This window comes from Terriglobus aquaticus, from assembly GCF_025685415.1.
GTDB classification, from domain to species: Bacteria; Acidobacteriota; Terriglobia; order Terriglobales; family Acidobacteriaceae; genus Terriglobus; species Terriglobus aquaticus.
The window spans coordinates 2,663,075-2,681,743 of the sequence record NZ_JAGSYB010000001.1 but is presented as its reverse complement, the minus strand read 5'-3'; the positions used below and the strand labels follow the sequence as shown (position 1 = coordinate 2,681,743).

15 protein-coding genes are annotated in these 18,669 nt (G+C 63.1%); 5 read left to right on the top strand and 10 right to left on the bottom strand.

Going from position 1 to position 18,669, the window contains the following annotated elements; translation table 11 throughout:
• The first annotated feature begins 75 nt into the window (after positions 1 to 75).
• Positions 76 to 555 (top strand): metal-dependent transcriptional regulator, encoded by a 480-nt coding sequence (locus OHL12_RS11160; protein WP_263413888.1) that lies wholly within the window; start codon positions 76 to 78, stop codon positions 553 to 555.
• Between the two features lie 85 nt (positions 556 to 640).
• Here the strand turns inward: OHL12_RS11160 and OHL12_RS11155 are convergent, their stop codons facing one another.
• The gene (locus OHL12_RS11155) at positions 641 to 1,882 is read right to left on the bottom strand and encodes an NAD(P)/FAD-dependent oxidoreductase (RefSeq protein ID WP_263413887.1); all 1,242 of its coding nucleotides are present in this window, start codon (positions 1,880 to 1,882) and stop codon (positions 641 to 643) included.
• A gap of 96 nt (positions 1,883 to 1,978) precedes the next feature.
• Here OHL12_RS11155 and OHL12_RS11150 point away from each other — a divergent pair, with 96 nt between their 5' ends.
• The gene (locus tag OHL12_RS11150; protein WP_263413886.1) at positions 1,979 to 3,508 is read left to right on the top strand and encodes a serine hydrolase domain-containing protein; all 1,530 of its coding nucleotides are present in this window, start codon (positions 1,979 to 1,981) and stop codon (positions 3,506 to 3,508) included.
• A gap of 68 nt (positions 3,509 to 3,576) precedes the next feature.
• Here the strand turns inward: OHL12_RS11150 and OHL12_RS11145 are convergent, their stop codons facing one another.
• On the bottom strand, positions 3,577 to 5,925 hold the full coding sequence (locus tag OHL12_RS11145; protein WP_317889817.1) for a glycoside hydrolase family 31 protein: 2,349 nt from the start codon (positions 5,923 to 5,925) through the stop codon (positions 3,577 to 3,579).
• 38 nt (positions 5,926 to 5,963) lie between these two features.
• Positions 5,964 to 6,530 (bottom strand): MarR family winged helix-turn-helix transcriptional regulator, encoded by a 567-nt coding sequence (locus OHL12_RS11140; RefSeq protein WP_263413885.1) that lies wholly within the window; start codon positions 6,528 to 6,530, stop codon positions 5,964 to 5,966.
• 73 nt (positions 6,531 to 6,603) lie between these two features.
• Here OHL12_RS11140 and OHL12_RS11135 point away from each other — a divergent pair, with 73 nt between their 5' ends.
• Positions 6,604 to 8,193, top strand: a complete 1,590-nt coding sequence (locus OHL12_RS11135) for a DHA2 family efflux MFS transporter permease subunit (protein WP_263413884.1) — start codon at positions 6,604 to 6,606, stop codon at positions 8,191 to 8,193.
• A 56-nt stretch (positions 8,194 to 8,249) separates the two neighbouring features.
• Here OHL12_RS11135 and OHL12_RS11130 read toward each other — a convergent pair whose 3' ends face one another.
• The 6 genes from OHL12_RS11130 to OHL12_RS11105 form a co-directional block, all read right to left on the bottom strand.
• Positions 8,250 to 9,845, bottom strand: a complete 1,596-nt coding sequence (locus OHL12_RS11130; protein WP_263413883.1) for a chloride channel protein — start codon at positions 9,843 to 9,845, stop codon at positions 8,250 to 8,252.
• A gap of 69 nt (positions 9,846 to 9,914) precedes the next feature.
• On the bottom strand, positions 9,915 to 10,328 hold the full coding sequence (locus tag OHL12_RS11125; RefSeq protein ID WP_263413882.1) for a MarR family winged helix-turn-helix transcriptional regulator: 414 nt from the start codon (positions 10,326 to 10,328) through the stop codon (positions 9,915 to 9,917).
• Between the two features lie 170 nt (positions 10,329 to 10,498).
• On the bottom strand, positions 10,499 to 11,869 hold the full coding sequence (locus OHL12_RS11120) for a M56 family metallopeptidase (protein ID WP_263413881.1): 1,371 nt from the start codon (positions 11,867 to 11,869) through the stop codon (positions 10,499 to 10,501).
• Positions 11,866 to 12,246 (bottom strand): BlaI/MecI/CopY family transcriptional regulator, encoded by a 381-nt coding sequence (locus OHL12_RS11115; protein ID WP_263413880.1) that lies wholly within the window; start codon positions 12,244 to 12,246, stop codon positions 11,866 to 11,868. Before OHL12_RS11115 ends, OHL12_RS11120 begins: the two co-directional genes overlap by 4 nt.
• A 164-nt stretch (positions 12,247 to 12,410) precedes the next feature.
• On the bottom strand, positions 12,411 to 13,520 hold the full coding sequence (gene dinB / locus OHL12_RS11110; RefSeq protein ID WP_263413879.1) for a DNA polymerase IV: 1,110 nt from the start codon (positions 13,518 to 13,520) through the stop codon (positions 12,411 to 12,413).
• A 90-nt stretch (positions 13,521 to 13,610) separates the two neighbouring features.
• The gene (locus OHL12_RS11105; RefSeq protein ID WP_263413878.1) at positions 13,611 to 14,501 is read right to left on the bottom strand and encodes a LytR/AlgR family response regulator transcription factor; all 891 of its coding nucleotides are present in this window, start codon (positions 14,499 to 14,501) and stop codon (positions 13,611 to 13,613) included.
• Between the two features lie 146 nt (positions 14,502 to 14,647).
• On the opposite strand from OHL12_RS11105, the gene OHL12_RS11100 reads away from it, so the two are divergent.
• The gene (locus OHL12_RS11100; protein ID WP_263413877.1) at positions 14,648 to 16,435 is read left to right on the top strand and encodes a hypothetical protein; all 1,788 of its coding nucleotides are present in this window, start codon (positions 14,648 to 14,650) and stop codon (positions 16,433 to 16,435) included.
• The gene (locus OHL12_RS11095) at positions 16,432 to 16,941 is read left to right on the top strand and encodes a protein-disulfide reductase DsbD N-terminal domain-containing protein (protein WP_263413876.1); all 510 of its coding nucleotides are present in this window, start codon (positions 16,432 to 16,434) and stop codon (positions 16,939 to 16,941) included. Before OHL12_RS11100 ends, OHL12_RS11095 begins: the two co-directional genes overlap by 4 nt.
• A 90-nt stretch (positions 16,942 to 17,031) precedes the next feature.
• Here OHL12_RS11095 and OHL12_RS11090 read toward each other — a convergent pair whose 3' ends face one another.
• On the bottom strand, positions 17,032 to 18,663 hold the full coding sequence (locus OHL12_RS11090; protein ID WP_263413875.1) for a glycoside hydrolase family 43 protein: 1,632 nt from the start codon (positions 18,661 to 18,663) through the stop codon (positions 17,032 to 17,034).
• Positions 18,664 to 18,669 lie beyond the last annotated feature (6 nt).

Here is an 18,669-nt window from a genome sequence, read left to right as displayed (position 1 = left end):
GATTTATTTCAAATGCCCGAGCGAAGCGTGTCCGGTTGGTCGCCGCTTTGCGAACACGGTATCCTCGCCTTGGCTATGAGGCAGGAAGCACAAGGCCGCAAGTCCAGCGAATCGGTCGACGATTACCTGAAGGCGATCTATACGTTGGCAGGCGACAGCGATCGCCGCGTTGGCAGCTCCGCGCTGGCGCAGCGGCTCTCCGTCGCGCCCGCTTCCATCACCAATATGCTGCAGCGACTGGCGGCTGAAGCCGAACCGCTGATCGAATACCAGAGCCGACGCGGCGTTCGGCTCTCCGTCGCCGGGCGCCGCCGCGCGCTGGAGATTGTGCGCCACCATCGCCTTGTCGAGACGTTCCTGTTTCATGTGCTGCACTACCCGGTGGAAGAGCTGCACGATGAGGCGGAGCGGTTGGAGCACTTCATCTCTGAGCGATTCGAGGAACGCGTCGCTGCCGTTCTGGGCGATCCAACTGTCGACCCACACGGCCACTGCATCCCCGCAAAGGATGGCACCATGCCCGCGCGCCACGGGAATGGGTGCAACTGCAGCTGAGGTGGCGCGGCTAGACCTCGTGAGGTTCTTGCGGCTCGCAGCTTTGGATCCATGCGCGCGCGAAGCAAGCCTGCTGTAGAGGTCCTCACGCGTTCAGTCCGACCGCTGCTCTCACCTTGCTCCACACCCAGGTGGGCACCGTGGATCGCATCATGTAGCTGCGCAACTCGTCGTAACGCGCGGAACCCATGCTGTAGCCGATGATCAGGCGCAGCAGCTCGGGATCGCTCTTTGCACTGCGCACCAGCGAATCCATGCGGCCCGACCCGTTGAACAGCCGGTGCTGGATCTCTACGGAGTGCCGCAGATCGTCGCCAATCTCGCGCTGCCAGGCCTTCTGGTACGCCGACAGTTGCCGCCCGTCGTAGCGCTGCGACCGGATCGACTTCAGTGCCACGTCCGCAGCAAGCGACCCGCTTGTCATCGCGTAGTAGATGCCTTCCGCGGTGAAAGCATTCACAAAGCCGCCGGCATCGCCGGCCAGCAGAACACGATCGGCGTACGTCTTTACCAGGGGCCCGCTCACCGGGATCGGGAACGCCTTGTACCCACCGCGATCCGTTTCGCCGGTCACGTCACCTTTCTGCTTCAGCGTGTCTACCCACTCGGCGTGGTGGTCCGCGCCCTTGCCGCGCAACGCGGTGAGATACCAGTCCAGCTTGCAACCGAAGCCCAAGTTCAGGTGCTCGGTCTTCGGAAAGATGTAGCCGTACCCGAACGTCTGCGTGAGCGTGAGGAAGAGGTAGATGGACTCGCGATCTGCCACCTGCAGCCGGTCGTAGGTAGTCTCCTCCATCATGTCCACCGCGTACTCTTTGTGGGCGGCCTCGGTGCGCAGGCCGGTGTGCCGCGCGATCACGGAGTTCGCCGAGTCGGCACCGATGACCAACGGCGCCGTGATGATTTCTCCCTCAGTCGTCTCCAGTTCCACGTGCGTCGGCTTCACCTCGCACCTGCGAATCGTTACACCTGTCCGCACGGTGCACACCGACTCCGCGCGGCGAAACAGCGCGGCGTCGAACTCCCACCTGCGGATGAGGTACAGAATCGGATCGTTCTCCTGCTCGTGCGTAACGCGTGTGCCGTCCGGCGATTCCAGGTGAACGCGGCGGATAGGGTTCACCGGCACCTCGCCCGCGTCCAGAAACTCGCGCACGTATGGAAAGCGCTGCAGCAAACGCGCGCTCAAACCACCGCCGCAGGGCTTCTCACGCGGAAACGCCTTGGCTTTGTCCAGCAGCAACACCTTTGCGCCCGCCAGGCCCATCTGGTACGCGGCCGTAGCTCCGGCCGGGCCTGCGCCCACCACCACAACGTCGAAACTCATCCTCTGTATTGTGGCACTGCCAGCCGGAAAAGTTTGTGTCCCGGCCAGGGAGCGGCGCGTCTGATAGCGTGAAATCGTACCCCGGAGCGACCTGCCATGCCCATGCGTTTTGCCGTGCCCCTGCGCCTTTCCGCCACGGTTTGCGTTGCCGTTCTCGCCACGACGTGCGTTGCCGAGGCGCAGCGCCTATCGCTCGACGAGCGCAGCCGCGTACACGACGCCGTGCAGAGCGTGGTCGACGCCACCAAAGTTCCGAGCGCCTCCGTTGGCGTTGCGCGTGGCGGCAGAGTGGTTTATACCGAGGCCTTCGGGAACGCGCAACTGCAACGCAACGTGGGCGCCGCAAGCTCTGCCGGAGCCGATATGCAGATCAGCGAGCTGACCACCAAGCCGGTGAAGGCGCGCCCCGGCATGGCTTACCCGATCGGCTCTATCTCCAAGCAGTTCACCGCGGCCTGCATCCTCCTGCTGCAGGAGCAGGGCAAGCTTCGTCTCGATGACCCGGTAGCGAAGTGGTTTCCGAACTTCACCCGCGCTAATGAGGTTACGATCCACAACCTGCTGACCCACACCAGCGGCTACTCCGACTATGCTCCGCAGGACTACACGATCCCAGCGTGGACGAAAACCGTGCAGCCGCTGGAAGTGGTCACGCAGTGGGCGACCAAGCCGCTCGATTTCGAACCGGGCACCAAGTGGCAGTACAGCAACACCAATTTCCAGATCGCCGCCCAAATCGTTGAGAAGGCAAGCGGTCAGAAGTATCACGACTTCCTGTGGGCAAACGTGATCACGCCGCTGCACCTGGAAGGCGTGCTCGACCTGGACACCGATCGCGACAAGCTGGACGTGCAGGGCTACGAACAGCACGCGCTGGGACCGATGCGGCGCGCCACGCTGGAGGCACCCGGCTGGTACTACGGCGATGCACAGCTCGCCATGCCCGTGGCCACGCTGCTGCAGTGGGATGAAAGCATCGTGCATCGCACCCTGCTCAAACCGCAGAGCTACGAGGAGTTGGAGACTTCCTTCAGGTTGAAGGACGGCACCGATTCGGGCTACGGCCTTGGCGTCGATGTTCGCACCTATCCCGGCGGCAAGAAGTTCATCACGCACTCCGGCGAGGTAGGCGGCTACGTCTCCAACAACGTGGTCGACCTCACGGATGACATTAGCTACGCCGCGTTGACGAACCAGGAGGCAAGCTCCGCCGCGTCGTCCATCACCACTGCCATCCGCAAGCAGTTGCTACCCAACGTGGCACCCGCGCAGCGAGCAGCGCGTCCGACAGCGGCAGCCGGTGCTGTGACCACTGCCGCTCAGGACAATGCAGCACTCGCGACTGTTCGAGCTGTGCTCACCAGCCTGCAAGACGGCAAGCTCGACCGCACGCACTTCACCGCCGACACCGATTTCTATTTCTCGCCCGAAACCGCCGAGGACTACGAAGCCAGCCTGGCGCCGCTGGGTGATCTGCGGGATCTGAAACAGGACACTGCAGAGCTGCGCGGCGGCATGGTCTTCCGCTCGTACACGCTGACCTTTCAGAACGGCAAGGCAGCCCTCACCACCTACACCGAACCAGATGGCAAGATCGAGCAGTTTCTGATCGCGCCCGCGCAGTAGTTATCGCTGTTCCAAAAAGAGAGGCACAGCATGCAAGCTGTGCCTTTTCGTTTTGATCCTCGCTCTCCCTAGCGGATCACCTTCACCACGCCCCCATCGCTGCCGCTCCAGGCCTTCGCACCCGTGTGCGTCAGCTTGCCCGCTGCATCGCTCCAGCGCAGTTCCGTTGTCTCGAACTTGCCTTGCTCATACGCGTAGGTCTTGCCGTCGTCGTTGTAGAGCGTGAAGTTTGCATCCGCGCCGGGGTACACGCGCACTTCGTTGATGGTCTGCTTGTCTTCGGTGCTCTCCACAGCGGACCCCATTGGTACAATCGAGCCCGCGCGCACAAACACCGGGATCGTATCGATTGGCGCGGCGACGGTGATGCGCTGACCGCCATGCACCCGCTCGTTCGTCCAGAAGTTGTACCAGTCCGTACCGGCCGGCAGGTACACGCTGCGCGTCGTTGCACCCTGCTCTGTCACTGGCGCAACCAGCAGCGCGGGTCCGAACATGTACTCATCGCCGATGTCCGCTACGTTCGGGTCGCTGGCGAAATCCAGGAACAGCCCGCGCATCAACGGCTCGCCCGTCTGGTTCGCGTGCCAGCCCAACGAGTACAGGTACGGCAGCAACGTGTAGCGCAGCCGCAGATATTTCTCCAGGATCGGCTCCGCCTGTTTGCCGTAGCTCCACACCTCGTTTTGTGGGCGCGTGCCATGCGTGCGCATGTTCGGCTGAAACGTGCCGTACTCAAACCACCGTGTGTACAGTTCCGGATAATCGTCGTACCCGCCCACCACGGCACGCGCGTCACTCGGGTCAAGCAGTGGTGCATGCGCGGGCGTGTGATGCGCGGGCAGCGCCTGCCATCCGCCAATGTCGGTCGACCAGTACGGCATACCGCTCGCGGTGAAGTTGATGCCGGTCGGCACCTGCCGCTTCAGCACATCCCACGTGGGCGAGATGTCGCTCGACCAGAAGATGGTTCCGTTGTGCTGCGCTCCCAGGTAGCTGGCGCGCGCCAGGATCAGCGCACGCTCCTTCATGTCGGCACGCATGCCGTTGTAGATCGCGGCCGTGTGGAACAGCGGATAGATGTTGAAGAATTCTGTACCGGGTCCCACGTGGAAGTAGCTTCCGTTCGGCGGCAGATCCGGCTCCGTCTCATCGGCCCAAAAGCTGTCGAACCCTATCTTCACGTAGTTATCGCGGATCGTCTGCCAGTACCACTTCGCGGCGTCGGGGTTCGTGGTGTCAATGTCGGATCCTGCCTTGTCAAAGGGCAGACCATTCGTCGGCGTGCCATCGGCCAGGTGTTCGAACCAGCCGTGATCCAGCAATGTCTTGTAGTAGCGGTCCTCTGGGACGAAGCGCGGCCACACGCTGATCATGGTGTGGAAGTGCAGGTCGTGCAGCTCGCGATTCATTGCCGTTGGATTGGGCCACTTCGCTGGATCCATGTCCATCTGGCCCATCACCGTGTAGTGGAACCAGTCGATCACCAGGTCGTCCGCAGGCAGGTGACGGTCGCGATACCCGTGCGCCACCGCCAGCAGTTCCGCCTGGTTGCTGTAGCGCTGCTTGCATTGGATGTACCCGTACGCGGATTTCGGCAGCATCGGTACGTCGCCCGTCAGCAAGCGATAGCCGCGGTATTGAGCCGCGTAGTCCCCAGCGATCACGAAAAATGAGACGCGCTGCCCAACCTCGCTCGTAAACGTGTTCTGCCCGTTTAAGCCAAAAGTCGCTGTCGTGCGCGATGGATTGTCCCACAGCAGAGCGTAGCCCTTGTTGGTGACAGCGAACGGGACGCACACGCTCTCGCCACCCGGAGCGTTGTAGTCGTGCGCGCAGCGTAACGTGTGGCCCCGGCGATCCAGGTAGCCCTCCTGGTTCTGCCCCATGCCGTAGTCGTGCTCGTCTGGTGCAGCGCTAAACGTGGCGCCTACGGTAAAGAACGGCGGATCGCTCGGCCGCCTGTCGTTCGCCAGCCATGCCGTAGCGTCCTTGTAGTTCGGCGGTGCCATCTGCCATCCCTGCAACTGCAGAAGCGGCGATCCATCGGCCTTCAGCAGGCTCAGCCCGACCCACGGTGCCGAGCCGCTGAAATACTTTGCCGTCTCCGGCAGCTTGCTCGCGTCCACTGGTCGCGGGTTATGCCCGATCACGCGCACACTTAGCGCGTTAGACCGCATCACGTCGGTGTCGTTGTCTAGAGCCGTAGTCCAGCCAGCGCTGTCTTGCTTGGCGGAGATGCCGTAGCCCGGCCCGCGCAGCGCGTCCTCGCGCCGCAGGCTGAGCGTCACGTGCACGATGTTCGGAGCGTAGGGCGTGACCACGACCGTAGCGCCTGAGCGCTCCAGAGTCAACTGTTGCGCAAGCATGGGCGCGGCGAGCAGAACGGCAGAGAACAGGAGAGCAGGGAATCGCAAGCGGGTGGCCTCTCAGCAATGATGCGGTGCCACCCAGCCTACAGCTTCGTGCGCGCTTTCGGCTTCCTGTTCTTCTGGGGCGGCTTGTTTCCCGTGGCCTCCATCTGCGCAATGCGCCGTGCCGCCCTGGTGAACGCGGCGTTCATCGTTTTCAGTTCCGCCAGACTCGCATCACGCCACACCTGCTGCTCGAACGCGGTGGTTGCTTCGACGGCCTCCTGCAGCAGGGCTTCGCCTTTCGGAGTGAGTGCCGAGACAAGGATTCGTGCGTTGTGTTTCGCTGGTTTACGCAGCAGCCATCCTTCGCGAACCGCTCGTTCCAGCATCGCCTGCAACGTCTGAGGTGTTACCTGGCATAGTCGCGCGATCTTTGCCGAACTTGCATCGCTGCCATAGCGGACCGCGAAGAGCATGCGAAGCTGCGGCAGCGTCAGGCCTTGCGGCCGCATGGCGTCCTCCAGCCAGTCGCGAAAGCCGAAGGTAAACACGCGGATGCTGTCCCGCAGTTGCCGCGCAGCCGCCACCCTCGGGCCGCCTTCCGGTATGGGAAGAGCCTGTTTCCATTCGTCGAATTCTTGCTGAAGCTCGCGGCGACTTCCGCTCATCTATGTCAGTACCCTGATACTCTGGTCTAGCAAGACTGTATCAGTACCCTGATACGCAGGACCACTCCGTCAAATGCCGCCAGCCGCAGCACCCATCGAAGCAGCGTGGAAGCCGAAGCATAATCCCTGGCTGATCGCGCTGACCGTCACCCTGGCCACCTTCATGGAGGTCCTGGATACCTCTATCGCCAATGTGGCGCTGCCGCACATCGGCGGTTCGCTCGGTGCATCGCAGGAGGAAGCCACGTGGGTGCTCACCAGCTACCTGGTCGCCTCTGCCGTTATCCTGCCCATCAGCGGCTGGCTCTCCAACCGCATCGGCCGCAAGCGCTTCTACATGACGTGCGTGGCTATGTTCACGGTGTCGTCGGTGCTGTGCGGCTTCGCGCCCAACTTGCCCATGCTCATCTTCGCGCGCATTCTGCAGGGGCTAGGCGGCGGCGGTTTGGCACCCAGTGAGCAGGCCATTCTGGCTGACACCTTCTCGATCGAGAAGCGTGGCCAAGCCTTTGCTCTCTACGGCATGGCAGTGGTCGTCGCGCCCGCCATCGGTCCTACCCTCGGCGGCTGGATTACCGACAACTACTCCTGGCACTGGATCTTTTTCATCAACCTGCCTATCGGCATCATCTCGCTGCTGCTGTCGCACCGCATGGTCGAGGACCCACCCGAGCTGACCGCGCGCACCAAGCGCCGCGATCCCGTGGACTACATCGGCCTGCTCAGCGTCGCTATCGGTGTCGGCATGCTCGAGTTCACGCTCGACAAAGGCCAGGAAAAAGACTGGTTCGGCTCCGGTGAGATTCAGACCACCGCGATCCTCGCCGGCGTCATCCTTCTGTTCTTCGTATTGTGGGAGTGGTTTCATCCCGATCCCATCGTCGATCTGAAGTTGCTCAAGAACCGCAACTTCGGCACCGCGGTCTTTCTGCAGTTGGTGCTCGGCATGGTGCTCTTCGGGTCCACCGTACTCATCCCGCAGTATCTGCAGGTGCTGCTGGGCTACACGGCAGAGAACGCTGGCAAAGTGCTATCGCCCGCCGGTTTCGTCATGATGGTGGGCATGGCCATCGCCGGTCGCACCCTGGGCAAGGGCGACCCGCGCTTCACCGTCATGGTCGGCTACCTGGCCGTCGCTGCCGGCCTGTACAACCTGACGCGGCTCGATCTTTACAGCAGCTACCACACGGTCATGCTTTGGCGCGCTCTCCAGGTCGTCGGGCTGCCGTTCATCTTCATCCCAATCAGCACGCTCAACTACGTCGGCGTGCCGCGCGACAAGTCCAATCAGATTTCTTCGCTATCCAACTTCGCCCGCAACATTGGTGGATCGGCCGGCACGGCTCTGCTGACCACCTTCCTGGCACGCACTGCTCAGGTCCACTCCGTTGCGCTGGGCGCGAACATCTATGCGGGCTCCGCCGCGGTCAGCGACTTCGTGTCGCGCTTCGCGCAGATGACGCGTTCCAGCGTGGCCGGCGCGCAGCCGTTGGCGCTGGCGCAAATCTACGGTCAGCTTGGCCGTCAGGCCAACATGCTCGCTTACAAGAATGCGTTCTTCGTCCTTGCCTGCACAGTGGCAGCGCTCTCGCCCCTGGTCTGGATCATGCGCCTTCCGCCGAAGACCGCAAAGGTTGATCCCGAGCAGATGGCGGCCCACTAGCAACCGCACTGAACATTCGCTTCACCGCGCAAAGTACGTGACGACGAGAACAGCGCTCAGTTGTGGCCGCCCAACTCTGGCGGAACATAGCTGTACAGTCTGAGCCGTTCGCTTTCTCGCACGACAGACCGCCCCCGCCCGCGCAGCAGATCGTGCAACGAAAGCTCACCGCAGGCCTGCCCGTTTGCTCGATCGATCACAGGAATGCGCTCCACGCCTTCCGTCGCCATCAGCTCTGCTGCAGACCGCGTCGTGGAGTCAGCGTACGTGTAGATCTTCGGTAGGGTTAGGTTTTCTTCTCCCAGGGCAAGAGGCGACATGACCTCCTTCACCAGCACCAGTTCCAGCGGATCGACGCCATATTCCCGAGTGAGGTGGTAGCCACGCCGGCTCAGCTTTTCGGTCAGAATCGATCGCGGCATGATCATTGCCGTCACGATGTACGACGCAACGCACGCGACCGCCAGCGGAAGCAGGGCAGGGAGGCAATGCGTCACTTCCAGGCTGAACAGGATCGCGGTCAGAGGCACTCCTAGCGCGCCGGCGAGCATCGATCCCATGCCGATCAGTGCCCACACGGCCTGAGCGTCTGCCGAGGCATGAGCCAGGTGTCCCGCCAACGCGCCTACCGCTCCGCCGATCATGAGCAGCGGTGCCAGCACGCCGCCAGACGTTCCAGAACCGAGCGAGAACGCCCACATCAACGACTTCGCGATCAGGATGCCGACAATCAGCCCGAGCGGCGCGTTTCCGCGAAGCAGCTCTGCTATGTTCTCGTAGCCAACGCCGAGGCCGCGCGGGAAAAACAAGCCTCCCACACCGATACCGATGCCGCCAAGGGCGGGCCACCACATCCAGTGAATGGGCAGGTGGTCGAACCGGTCCTCGAACCAATACATCAGCCGGCTCATGCCAGCGGACACGAGCCCCAGCAGAGCTCCGAGGAACAATGCACCGATGACGAATGAGACACGCGTCAGGTCCGGCAGCGCGGGCATCTGGAACAGCGGACCTGCGCCGAGCCAATAAACCCGCAGCAGCGCCGCCGTTGCACTTGCCACTGCCACGGGAACCAGGCTCCGCGGCCGCCATTCAAACAGCAGCAACTCCACTGCGAGCAGGATTGCGGCGACCGGTGTCGCAAAGGTGGCGGACATGCCCGCCGCCGCTCCCGCAACCAGCAGGGTGGTCCGCTCGCTGTCGGTTACGTGCATCCACTGACCAATCAGGGAGCCGGCGGCACCTCCTGTCATGATTATTGGGCCTTCCGCGCCGAAGGGCCCACCGGATCCGATAGCGACCGCCGCCGACACCGGCTTCAAGACCGCGATCTTTGGATCAACCCGCGCGCGGTGCAGCAGAATGGCCTCGATTGCCTCCGGTATGCCGTGACCGCGAATCTTGTCGGAACCGAACCGCGCCATCAGGCCCACGATGAGCCCGCCCACCACGGGAACGACAACCATCCAGTGCCCAAGCGGGCTGCCCGCGGGCGAGACCGATGCAAAGCTGAGGCGGTGGTAATAGAAGAGGTTCGTCGAGAGCGCGATAAGACGCAGAAGCAGCACCGCTAGAAATGTCGCGCACACGCCGATGAGCACCGCCACGCCGGAGAGCACCCAAACGCGCCGATCGACTGAAAAGTCGCTCAAGGCTGATGGTTCTGACTGCAAACGTACCTCTCTTCTGGTCGCGCGGTTACCTGACCGCTGCATGCCTGTCTATGTTTTCTGGATCTGCGACAACGCCTGAATCAGGCTGGGTGCCAGGTCGCGTAGTTCCTGGGTGTGGACCTCAGAAAGCTGTCGCAAGGCCCGCCGGCCCAAGCTGGTCAACTGCAACACCACGCAACGGCGATCCTGCGGGTCCTGAACCCTGCGCAGCAGGCCCGCCGCTTCGCAGCGCTTGCTCAGCCCCACAGCCGTGTGATGTTTAAGTCCCATCAGGTCGGCGATATAACTCACCGTGACGGACTCATCCTGCGGCGCTCCGGCTACCTGCAACATCAGTTGATGCTGCTGCGGCTGCAGGCCTGCGGAGATCGCCGCCTGTTCACTGAACTGGAGAAAACGCCGGATCTCCCGACGAAACTTCGCGAGATGCTCCATGTCATAGCGCTGTGATTCGTCCGCCATAATCGTCCTGCTCTAAGTGTATCGCAGTACGATATATCGCGAGCAAAATGGGGAACGCTATTGGGGACCGGCACACTTGCTCGACATTACCTAAGCTTCAGCGGGTCTTCCGTTGCATAGGGAAGGGCACGCGGGCCGGCCCGCGTGCCCTCCGCGCGCAACTGCAAAAGCTACTTCGTGCCGGGTGCCGGTGCGTTCGCCGGCGGGTTTTCTGAGAACGAATAGTTCACGGTGATGGTCGTATCGACCGCGACTGGCTCGCCATTCAGCAGGTATGGCTTGTAAACCCACTGGCGTACGGCGTCGAGGGCCGAGTCGCGTAACTCCGGCGGTCCCGAGACAACATCCAACTGTTCGATCGATCCCGTCTTGCCGATGATCGCGTGCAACACCACCGCGCCGAAGATATGCGCCTTCTTCGCTTCCGGCGGATACACCGGTGTGACTTTCTGGACCACCTGCCCTGCTGCTACGCCCGGCGCAATGCGAACCGGACCCTGTTGCTTCTTCTGATCCGAAGCCGACACAGCCGAGGGCTGTCCCGGCGCGTCCATTCGAAATGCCAGGGCAGACGTACACGCCACCATTGCCAGCACACCACTGCCTGCCACCAGACCTACGCGCAAGGACCGAGCCATAGGAAACACACGACGGTTCAACATAAGAACTCTCCTCTCCAACTGGTTGGCATCGAACAGGCCGATGGCGTGAGCGTTGGCTGGCCGGCGTGCGGTCAGCAGGGAAGCGAGTTCCAGCAGCGATCGCGCATACTCCCGCGCGCTTCCCGTCATTCCGGCAGCAAGCCCATCGCAAACGCACTCACGCGTTTCGGCAATCTTGGCCATGGCAAAGTGCACGGCAGGGTGCCACGCCAGCGGCAGCGTGGCGACTCGAAACAGCACCTGCTTCCTTGCATCGTGTCGTGTCGCGTGCGCCAGTTCGTGCGCTAGCGCGGCACGCAAGCGGCTGGTGCTGACACGCTGTGCAAAGCCGCTTGGCAAGATCAGCACGGGCCGGCTAAACCCAAAGGTCAGCGGCGTGTTCGCACTGCTGGAAGTCAGCAGCTCGGGGTGTGCGATGCCAAGCTGTGCGCAGGAGTCGCGCATCCACAGCGCGTCCGCGTCATTCAGCGTGAGTGGTGAAGCGTCCCGCCGCAAGTTCCGCAGCTGCCACATCTGCACCACGAATCGCATGGCGAACGCGAAGGTCACCAAAGCCCACATCGTGACAGCGAGGTCCAGGAGCATAACGCCAGCGCCACCACGGCCGATTGCTTGCGCCGCCCCCACGGTGACGGTGACTGCACCGTTGCGTTCGTTGCCCGATGCCATCCATCGCTGCAGAGACGCCGCAAGCCCCGGCGCCGCACAAGCCGGCAGTATGCATTGCGCGCAGAGCACACTCACCCACACGCGATGCTCCGCCGCAACCCCCAGCGGCCGCACCAGCCGTGCGACTCCCCATCCGGCCGCGCAAATCAGCACCGATTGCCATAAAGCGTTCAACAGATAATTCGCCAAGGAGTGCATTGCTGTGCTCATTGCCCGTCCTCCTGCTGTTGCAGCTTGCGCGCTATGCTGGCCAGGCGCTTCGCGTCCAACTGCCGTGTCTTCACCAGACTCATCACCAGGTCTTCGCTCGATCCGCCAAACATGCGGTCCACCAGGTCGCGCAACGCGTGGCTATGTGCCTTCGCCTCGGACAGGGCAGGCCGGTACCGGTATGCTCGGCCTTCCAGCGTGCGAGTCAGCTTGCCCTTGCGCTCCAGGATGTTCAGCACCGTTTGCACGGTGGTGTAGGCCGGCGTGGGCTGCATCTGCTCCTGCACGTCCGCGACGGTGCCGCTTCCCACCGACCACAACGACTGCATCACCTTCAACTCCAGTGGTGTCAAACCTTCCCGCTTCTTCCCGCCCATCGCACCTCCTAACAGTTTCGGAGCATAGGCCGCACACTCCTTCGCTGTCAACTAAGAACTTAGGAGATGTGACACATGCGTGCCGCAGCCGACGACGCCCAGCGCTTCGGTCAAACTGGCGGGCGCTCGCAGAGGCAAAGCGGCGCGGCGGAAGAGAGCCCGATTCAGATCTCCGCTACGCCGTCGCCGGGCTCAGCAAACAGCGGTGTTTCCACATCGCTCTGGAAGTTGCTCAGGCCCACACCGGCCAGGCGAAACATCTGCCCCGGCGGCAGAGCAACGCGGTCCAGCATGCCCACGGCCACATCGCCCAGCTCTTCCGCAGAACGCGGCATCTCCACCGGCGTCAAGCTTCGCGTAAGACTGGTGAACTCCTTCGTCTTCAACTTGAGGACGACGGTGCGCGCGGCACGGGCGTTGCCGTGGCTTGCCTTCCAGACCTTCTCCGCGAGTCGTCGGATCGCCGGTTCGGTCTCATACAGCGGCACGTCGGCGGCAAACGTATCCTCCGCGCTTACCTGTTTGCGAACGCGGTTTGCCACCACGGGACTGTCGTCAATGCCATGCGCCAGCGCGTGCAGCCGTGCGCTCCACCGGCCAAACCTTGCCTCTAACTCCACGCGGTCCATCCGCTGCACGTCACCCACGGTTTTCACGCCGCGTGCGGCCAGGTGCTGCTCGCTTACTTTGCCCACCCCAGGAATTCGGCCTACCGGTAGGTCGCGCAGAAACTCGAGCACCTCGTGCGGCTGGATGACGAACAAGCCATTTGGCTTGCGCCAGTCGGACGCCACCTTGGCGAGAAATTTGTTGGGCGCCACACCGGCCGAGGCAGTCAGCTTCAGCTCGTCCCGAATCTGCTGCCGGATGGTGCTGGCCACGCGCGTGGCCGTCGGCAGGCCAGTCTTGTTCTCCGTCACATCTAGGTAGGCTTCATCCAGCGACAGCGGCTCGATCGCGTCCGTATGCCGCTGAAAGATCTCGCGCACGGCCTGCGACACGGCTTTGTACCGAACAAAATCCGGCGGAACGAACATGGCTTCCGGGCACAGCCTCTCCGCGCGCACGGCGGGCATGGCCGAACGAATGCCGAAGCGCCGCGCCTCGTACGAAGCCGCGCACACCACGGATCGCAAACCCTTCCACGCCACAACGACCGGTCGTCCGCGCAGGGAAGGATCGTCGCGCTGCTCCACCGACGCGTAGAACGCGTCCATGTCCACATGCACGATCTTGCGCAGGGGCGGTGCTGGCGGACCGAAATCTTCAGGCATGGCGCTCTGGCCGGGCTCTTACGCGCCCGCACCAGTGTCTCATCTTCGCCGGATGTTCGCCATCAAAATCACCGCCGCGGGCACGGCAGATTACAAGTTGAACAACTCCCGAAGCCGCTTGATCTGTGCCCGTGCCACCGGGATCTCCGTTTGCTTGCGGTCATCCATGCGGAGCAGGTACGTGCTCTTGAACCAGGGCACCACCTCCCGGATGTGCGCAATGTTCACCAGGTACGACCGGTGCGCGCGCCAGAAACTGTTCGGGTCCACCTGCTCGGCCAGTTCTTCGATGGTGCGGCAGTTCGCCAGCCCTTCCATCTGCGGCGTCACCACGGAGATGGCGCCCTCTTCGATGGACGCAAACGACACGTCGCGCTCCTCCACCAGCAGCAATCGTTGTCCGCTGCGCACCACGACCTTACCGCTGCGTACCCTGGTGCCGCGCGCGGGACCAGCCTGGGCCGTTGCAGCCCCGGCCTGCGTGGCTCCCGCTTGCAACTCCAGCAGCTTCAGCAGGCTCTCCAGCCGCTCCTCGCTGCTGGCCTGCGGCACGGTTTCGATAGTTGTTTGACCGTTTGACGATGCGCTCGCCTGCTGCCGGGCTCGCACCTTCTCAATCGCCTGGCGCACCCGCCGCTCTTCGAATGGCTTCAGCAGGTAGTCGATTGCATTCACTTCAAATGCACGCACCGCGTACTGGTCGAATGCTGTCGCAAAGACCACCTCGGGCATCGGCTCCTCGCGTTCCGGGGTCAGAGCCTTGGCGTCGATCAGCTTCTTTAACACCGCAAAGCCGTCCAGTCCGGGCATCTGCACGTCCAGAAAGACCACGTCTGGCGCGGCGTTACGAATCGTCTCCACCGCCTCGATACCGTTGCTCGCCTCGGCGACTACGTCCACATCGCCAATGCGACCGAGCAGGTAGTGCAACTCCCGCCGGGCAAGCGGCTCGTCATCCACAACGACTGCGGTCAGACCCATACGCGGAGTATAGGCAATCCGCGGTCAGCCGCGCCTTACCTGGATGGGCCGATCAACGCCGTGCCCCGGTCCGCTTATCTCCCGCCCGCTCACATCGGGCACCGTGCTGATATGCTTCGTCCATTCAGGCTAATTTGGGAGCGTTCATGCTGTTCAGGCAGTCCTGGTTCGCCGCCGTTTGTGTCGCCATTGCGCTCGGCAATGCTCCTCCAGTGTTTGCGCAGACAGCGGCGCCCTCCGGCGCTGGGTCCGCTACGGCCATGCAGGTTACCCCGGATCAGGCTGCATTTCAGGCCGCGAATGCGCAGCTCCAACCGGACAAACGTGCCGCCGCGCTCACGGCCTTTCTCCACGACTTCCCGACGAGCAAGCGCGCCGACCGCGCTCGCAGCATTCTGCTCAAGCTCCTGCTGGAGCAGCAGCCTCTCGACGAAAAACGGATCCACCAGGTTGCCAAGGCCAGAGTCGATGCAGCCGAAAAAACCTCCCGTGCAAACGTGGAAAACGGCGTGGCCTACAGCCTCGCGGAAGCCCCGCCCAACGGCGTCGATCTCAAGTCGGCCGAGGCTTGGGCACGCGATTCCGTGAAGCAGACCACCCTGCCTGCCATGGCGGCAATGATGTTTGGTAGCGCGCCTGCCAAGCCGCTTACACCCGCGGAACAGGCCAAGCGCGACGCCCAGGTTAAGCGGTACTTCGGTGAGTCTCAGGCCGCCAATCTGCAGACGCTCGCCGACGTTTACCTGCACGAAGGCAAGATCTCCGATGCGATCGCTGCGCTTGACCAGGCACAGCCGCTCTATCCGACCCAGGGTGCAACGTTCCTCACACGCGGCCAGATCGAGCACCTGCAGCATCAGGACGACAAGGCCGTGGACGACCTGGAATTGGCGACTATTTATGGCGGAATGACACCCGCGGGGCAAGCCCTTCTGCAGTCGCTCTACGCCGCGCAGCATGGGGGCGATCGCGCCGGTCTGGAGGCGGAGATCGACCGTCGTTACCGCGCTCTGTATCAGCCCAGGCCGGCCTCACAGCACTCCGCACCCACTTCCGGCCGCACCGTCCTGCTCGCGCTCTACACCGGCTCGGCGTGCGACCCATGCGCTGCCGCGGACTTGGCGACAGACGGCGTCTTGGAGCAATACTCGCGTTCGCAAGTGGTTGCGCTGGCGTTCGACCAGCACATTCCCGAGCCCGATCCCCTCGCAAACACCGCCTCCGTCGCGCGCGCCGCGTATGACAACGTGCGTTTCACGCCGACCTTTCGCATCGACGGCGTGGAAGGTCCAGAAATCGGTGGTGGACGCGAAGACGCCGAGGAAGCTTACAAGACACTTTCCGCCGAGCTGGATAAGGAACTGCAGGTTCCTTCCGGAGCCACGCTGCATGTTGCGGCCGGCTTCGCGCCGGACCACACGGTTGCTGCAAAGGCTGAGTTCCAGGTGGCCGATGCCGATGCGCTGCGGAAGCTTCTTTCGCAAGCGGCGAAGCCGGACGTTGCGTCCTCTGATCCAGCGGCAACTGCAGCTCCTGCTGCTGCCGCGAAGACTCCCAAGCTGGTTCTCAACTTCGCCCTGGTTCAGCGCGAGGTTCGTTACAGCGGCGAAAACGGCATTCGATTCCATGCAGTGGTTGTTCGCGATCTGGCGCGGCCGACAGCGGACGCCTTACCCGTAGCGCTCACCGGATCGTCCTCTGCGTCCGCGGCCTTCGATCCGGCAACGATCAGCTCCAAGCTCAGCAAGTACCTCGCGGACTTCGCCCAGTACAACGAGCGCTTCGGCACCGCGCACTTTCTCAGCACCGACACCACGCTGCCGCTCGATCAGCTTGCCGTGGCGGCCTGGGTTGAGGACCTCTCCTCGCACAAAGTGGTCGCGGCGGCATACGCTCCTCTGGGCGACGCTCCGCTTCAGCAGGCGGCCCGATGATGCGCTCATCTGCCGTTTGCTTCCGCGTGGTGCTCGCTTTCGCGATCGCGGTCCCGTTCGCCCCGGTGTCGCAGTTGTTTGCAGCTCCGCCCACGCCGGCCCACTGGTCCGTTCAGCACCTGCCGTCGCGGCCGGTTGCTCCCGGCGCGGCGTTCACGGTCACGCTTGCCGCGGCGGTACAGCCGGGCTGGCATCTGTACGCGCTGGAAGAGCCCGAGGGCGGCCCGCTCGCAACCGAGATCGGCCTGCAACAGGGCGATCCGCTCACCCTGCTCGACGTAAGCGAGCCCGACCCAGCCCGGGTTCCCGATCCGGTCACGCACTCGGTGGCGGGCGTCTTCCTCTCCGACGTCAACTTCACCCTGAAACTGCGCGCGCCTCGCACCCGGCCCGCTGCAGACGCCGTCAGCCACGTCCTGGTGCGCTATCAAACCTGCAACGACCAGGTCTGCCTGCCTCCGCGCACCGAGACCGTCGCTCTGCCGCTCAAAGGCTTAATTCGTTAAGCGGCAAGATAATTTCGGACCTTTCAGCACCAGCCGACACGTGCAAGAGCGCCCCCGCTTTGCCCGGTCCGTGCTGTCGTCCCAGCGCGATTACGGTATCGGGTCCACATGGACCGAATCCACATCCAGGTACCCCGGCGTCGCACTTCCGTCCGACTCGCTGTACGCAAACAAAGCCGGTCTCGCGCCCTTCCACCAACTGAAGTCGATTGGGGTCTCCGGCCCCAGCTCCTGGAAGCTCTTGCCCTCATCCGCGCTGAAGCTGTAGCGAACACGATCTCCGCGTACCGTCACCCGCAGCAGTAACGCCTGGATATGCCGGGCGACATGAGCAGCGGCGTCGTCGCCCAACTGAGTCACCGTCCCACGCTTCGCCCGCTCCACGTGAAAGTAGGCAAGGCGGTACGACGCTTGGCCTCCGTCGGTTATCTCGATGCCACTGGCCTTCTGCTCAAATATCCCCAACCCGGCATGAGTTCCCGGCTGCAGTCCTGTCAGTTCCAGCCGGGCTGTGAACACAAGCGATTCTGACTGCATCTGCTGCGTCAACGTGTTGCGCGCAGCGAACAAACTCGCAGAGGGCAGGGCGTGCAGCCGTAAGTATCCGCGATGCTCGCTGAGCGACCACGCATCCTTGACCGGGTTGTGGTTCCACTCCCATTGCGGGCCAAGTGCGGTGCTCGCGAACTCATCTGAAGTCTGCACCGTGATCTTGGCTGCACGTGCGACCGGCACGGGCACGGGAGCACTCTGCACCGGCTGTCCCGGCCGCGGGGCCATCGGGTCAATCGTAGCCGTTCCCATCACCGGCCAGTCGTTCTCCCACCGCATTGGCTCCAGGTGCACAATGCGCCCGTGTGCGCCACGCGACTGGAAGTGCACAAAGTAGTCTTTGCCATCCGGCGTGGTGACCCAACCACCCTGGTGCGGCCCGTTGATGTTGCTCGTGCCTTGTTGCAGGGAGATCTGTGATTCGTAAGGGCCATCAATGCTTCGCGAGCGCAACGTCACCTGCTTGCCCGTGCTCACTCCACCAAACGGCGCAAAAATGTAGTACCAACCATTGCGCTTGTACAGCTTCGGGCCTTCCAGGGTCTTCAGGTGTACGGGGTCATTCACAATTTCCTTGCCGGCATCCAGTACGTGCGTTGCGTCCGGCGACATGCGGTGCAAGATTAGTGGCCCCGCGCCTGTTCGCGAGTGCACCAGGTAGGCCTTGCCGTCGTCATCCCAGAACGGACACGGATCCTCCAGCTTCGGCCCGGCCAGTACCGCGACGGGCTTCGTCCACGGCCCGCTAAGGCGCGCCGCGCTCACCATGAAGATGCCTTCCTCCGGAGTTGGAAAGAAGATGTAGAAGCGCCCGGCATGCTTCCGAATCGCCGGCGCCCACACGCCTCCCCCATACCGATCGCCATCGTTCATGTCGTACTGCGGCGCCAGATCAACCCGCTGTAACGCATGCGTCAGTATCGTCCAGTGCACCAGGTCTGGCGATACCAGAATGGGCAGCCCGGGCACAAACGAAAACGTGGACGCGACCAGGACGTAACGTTTGCCGTCGCGAACCACGTCAGGATCCGAGTAGTCCGAAAAGAGAATCGGGTTTGTGTACGTCGCCTGCTCCGCCGCACTTACGCGAGATCTCTGCGCGTGGCCACAGGACGTCACCAACAGAGCGGTGAGCGTGACCGCTGTGCGGCAGATTGTCCGCGCTACCATCCTTGC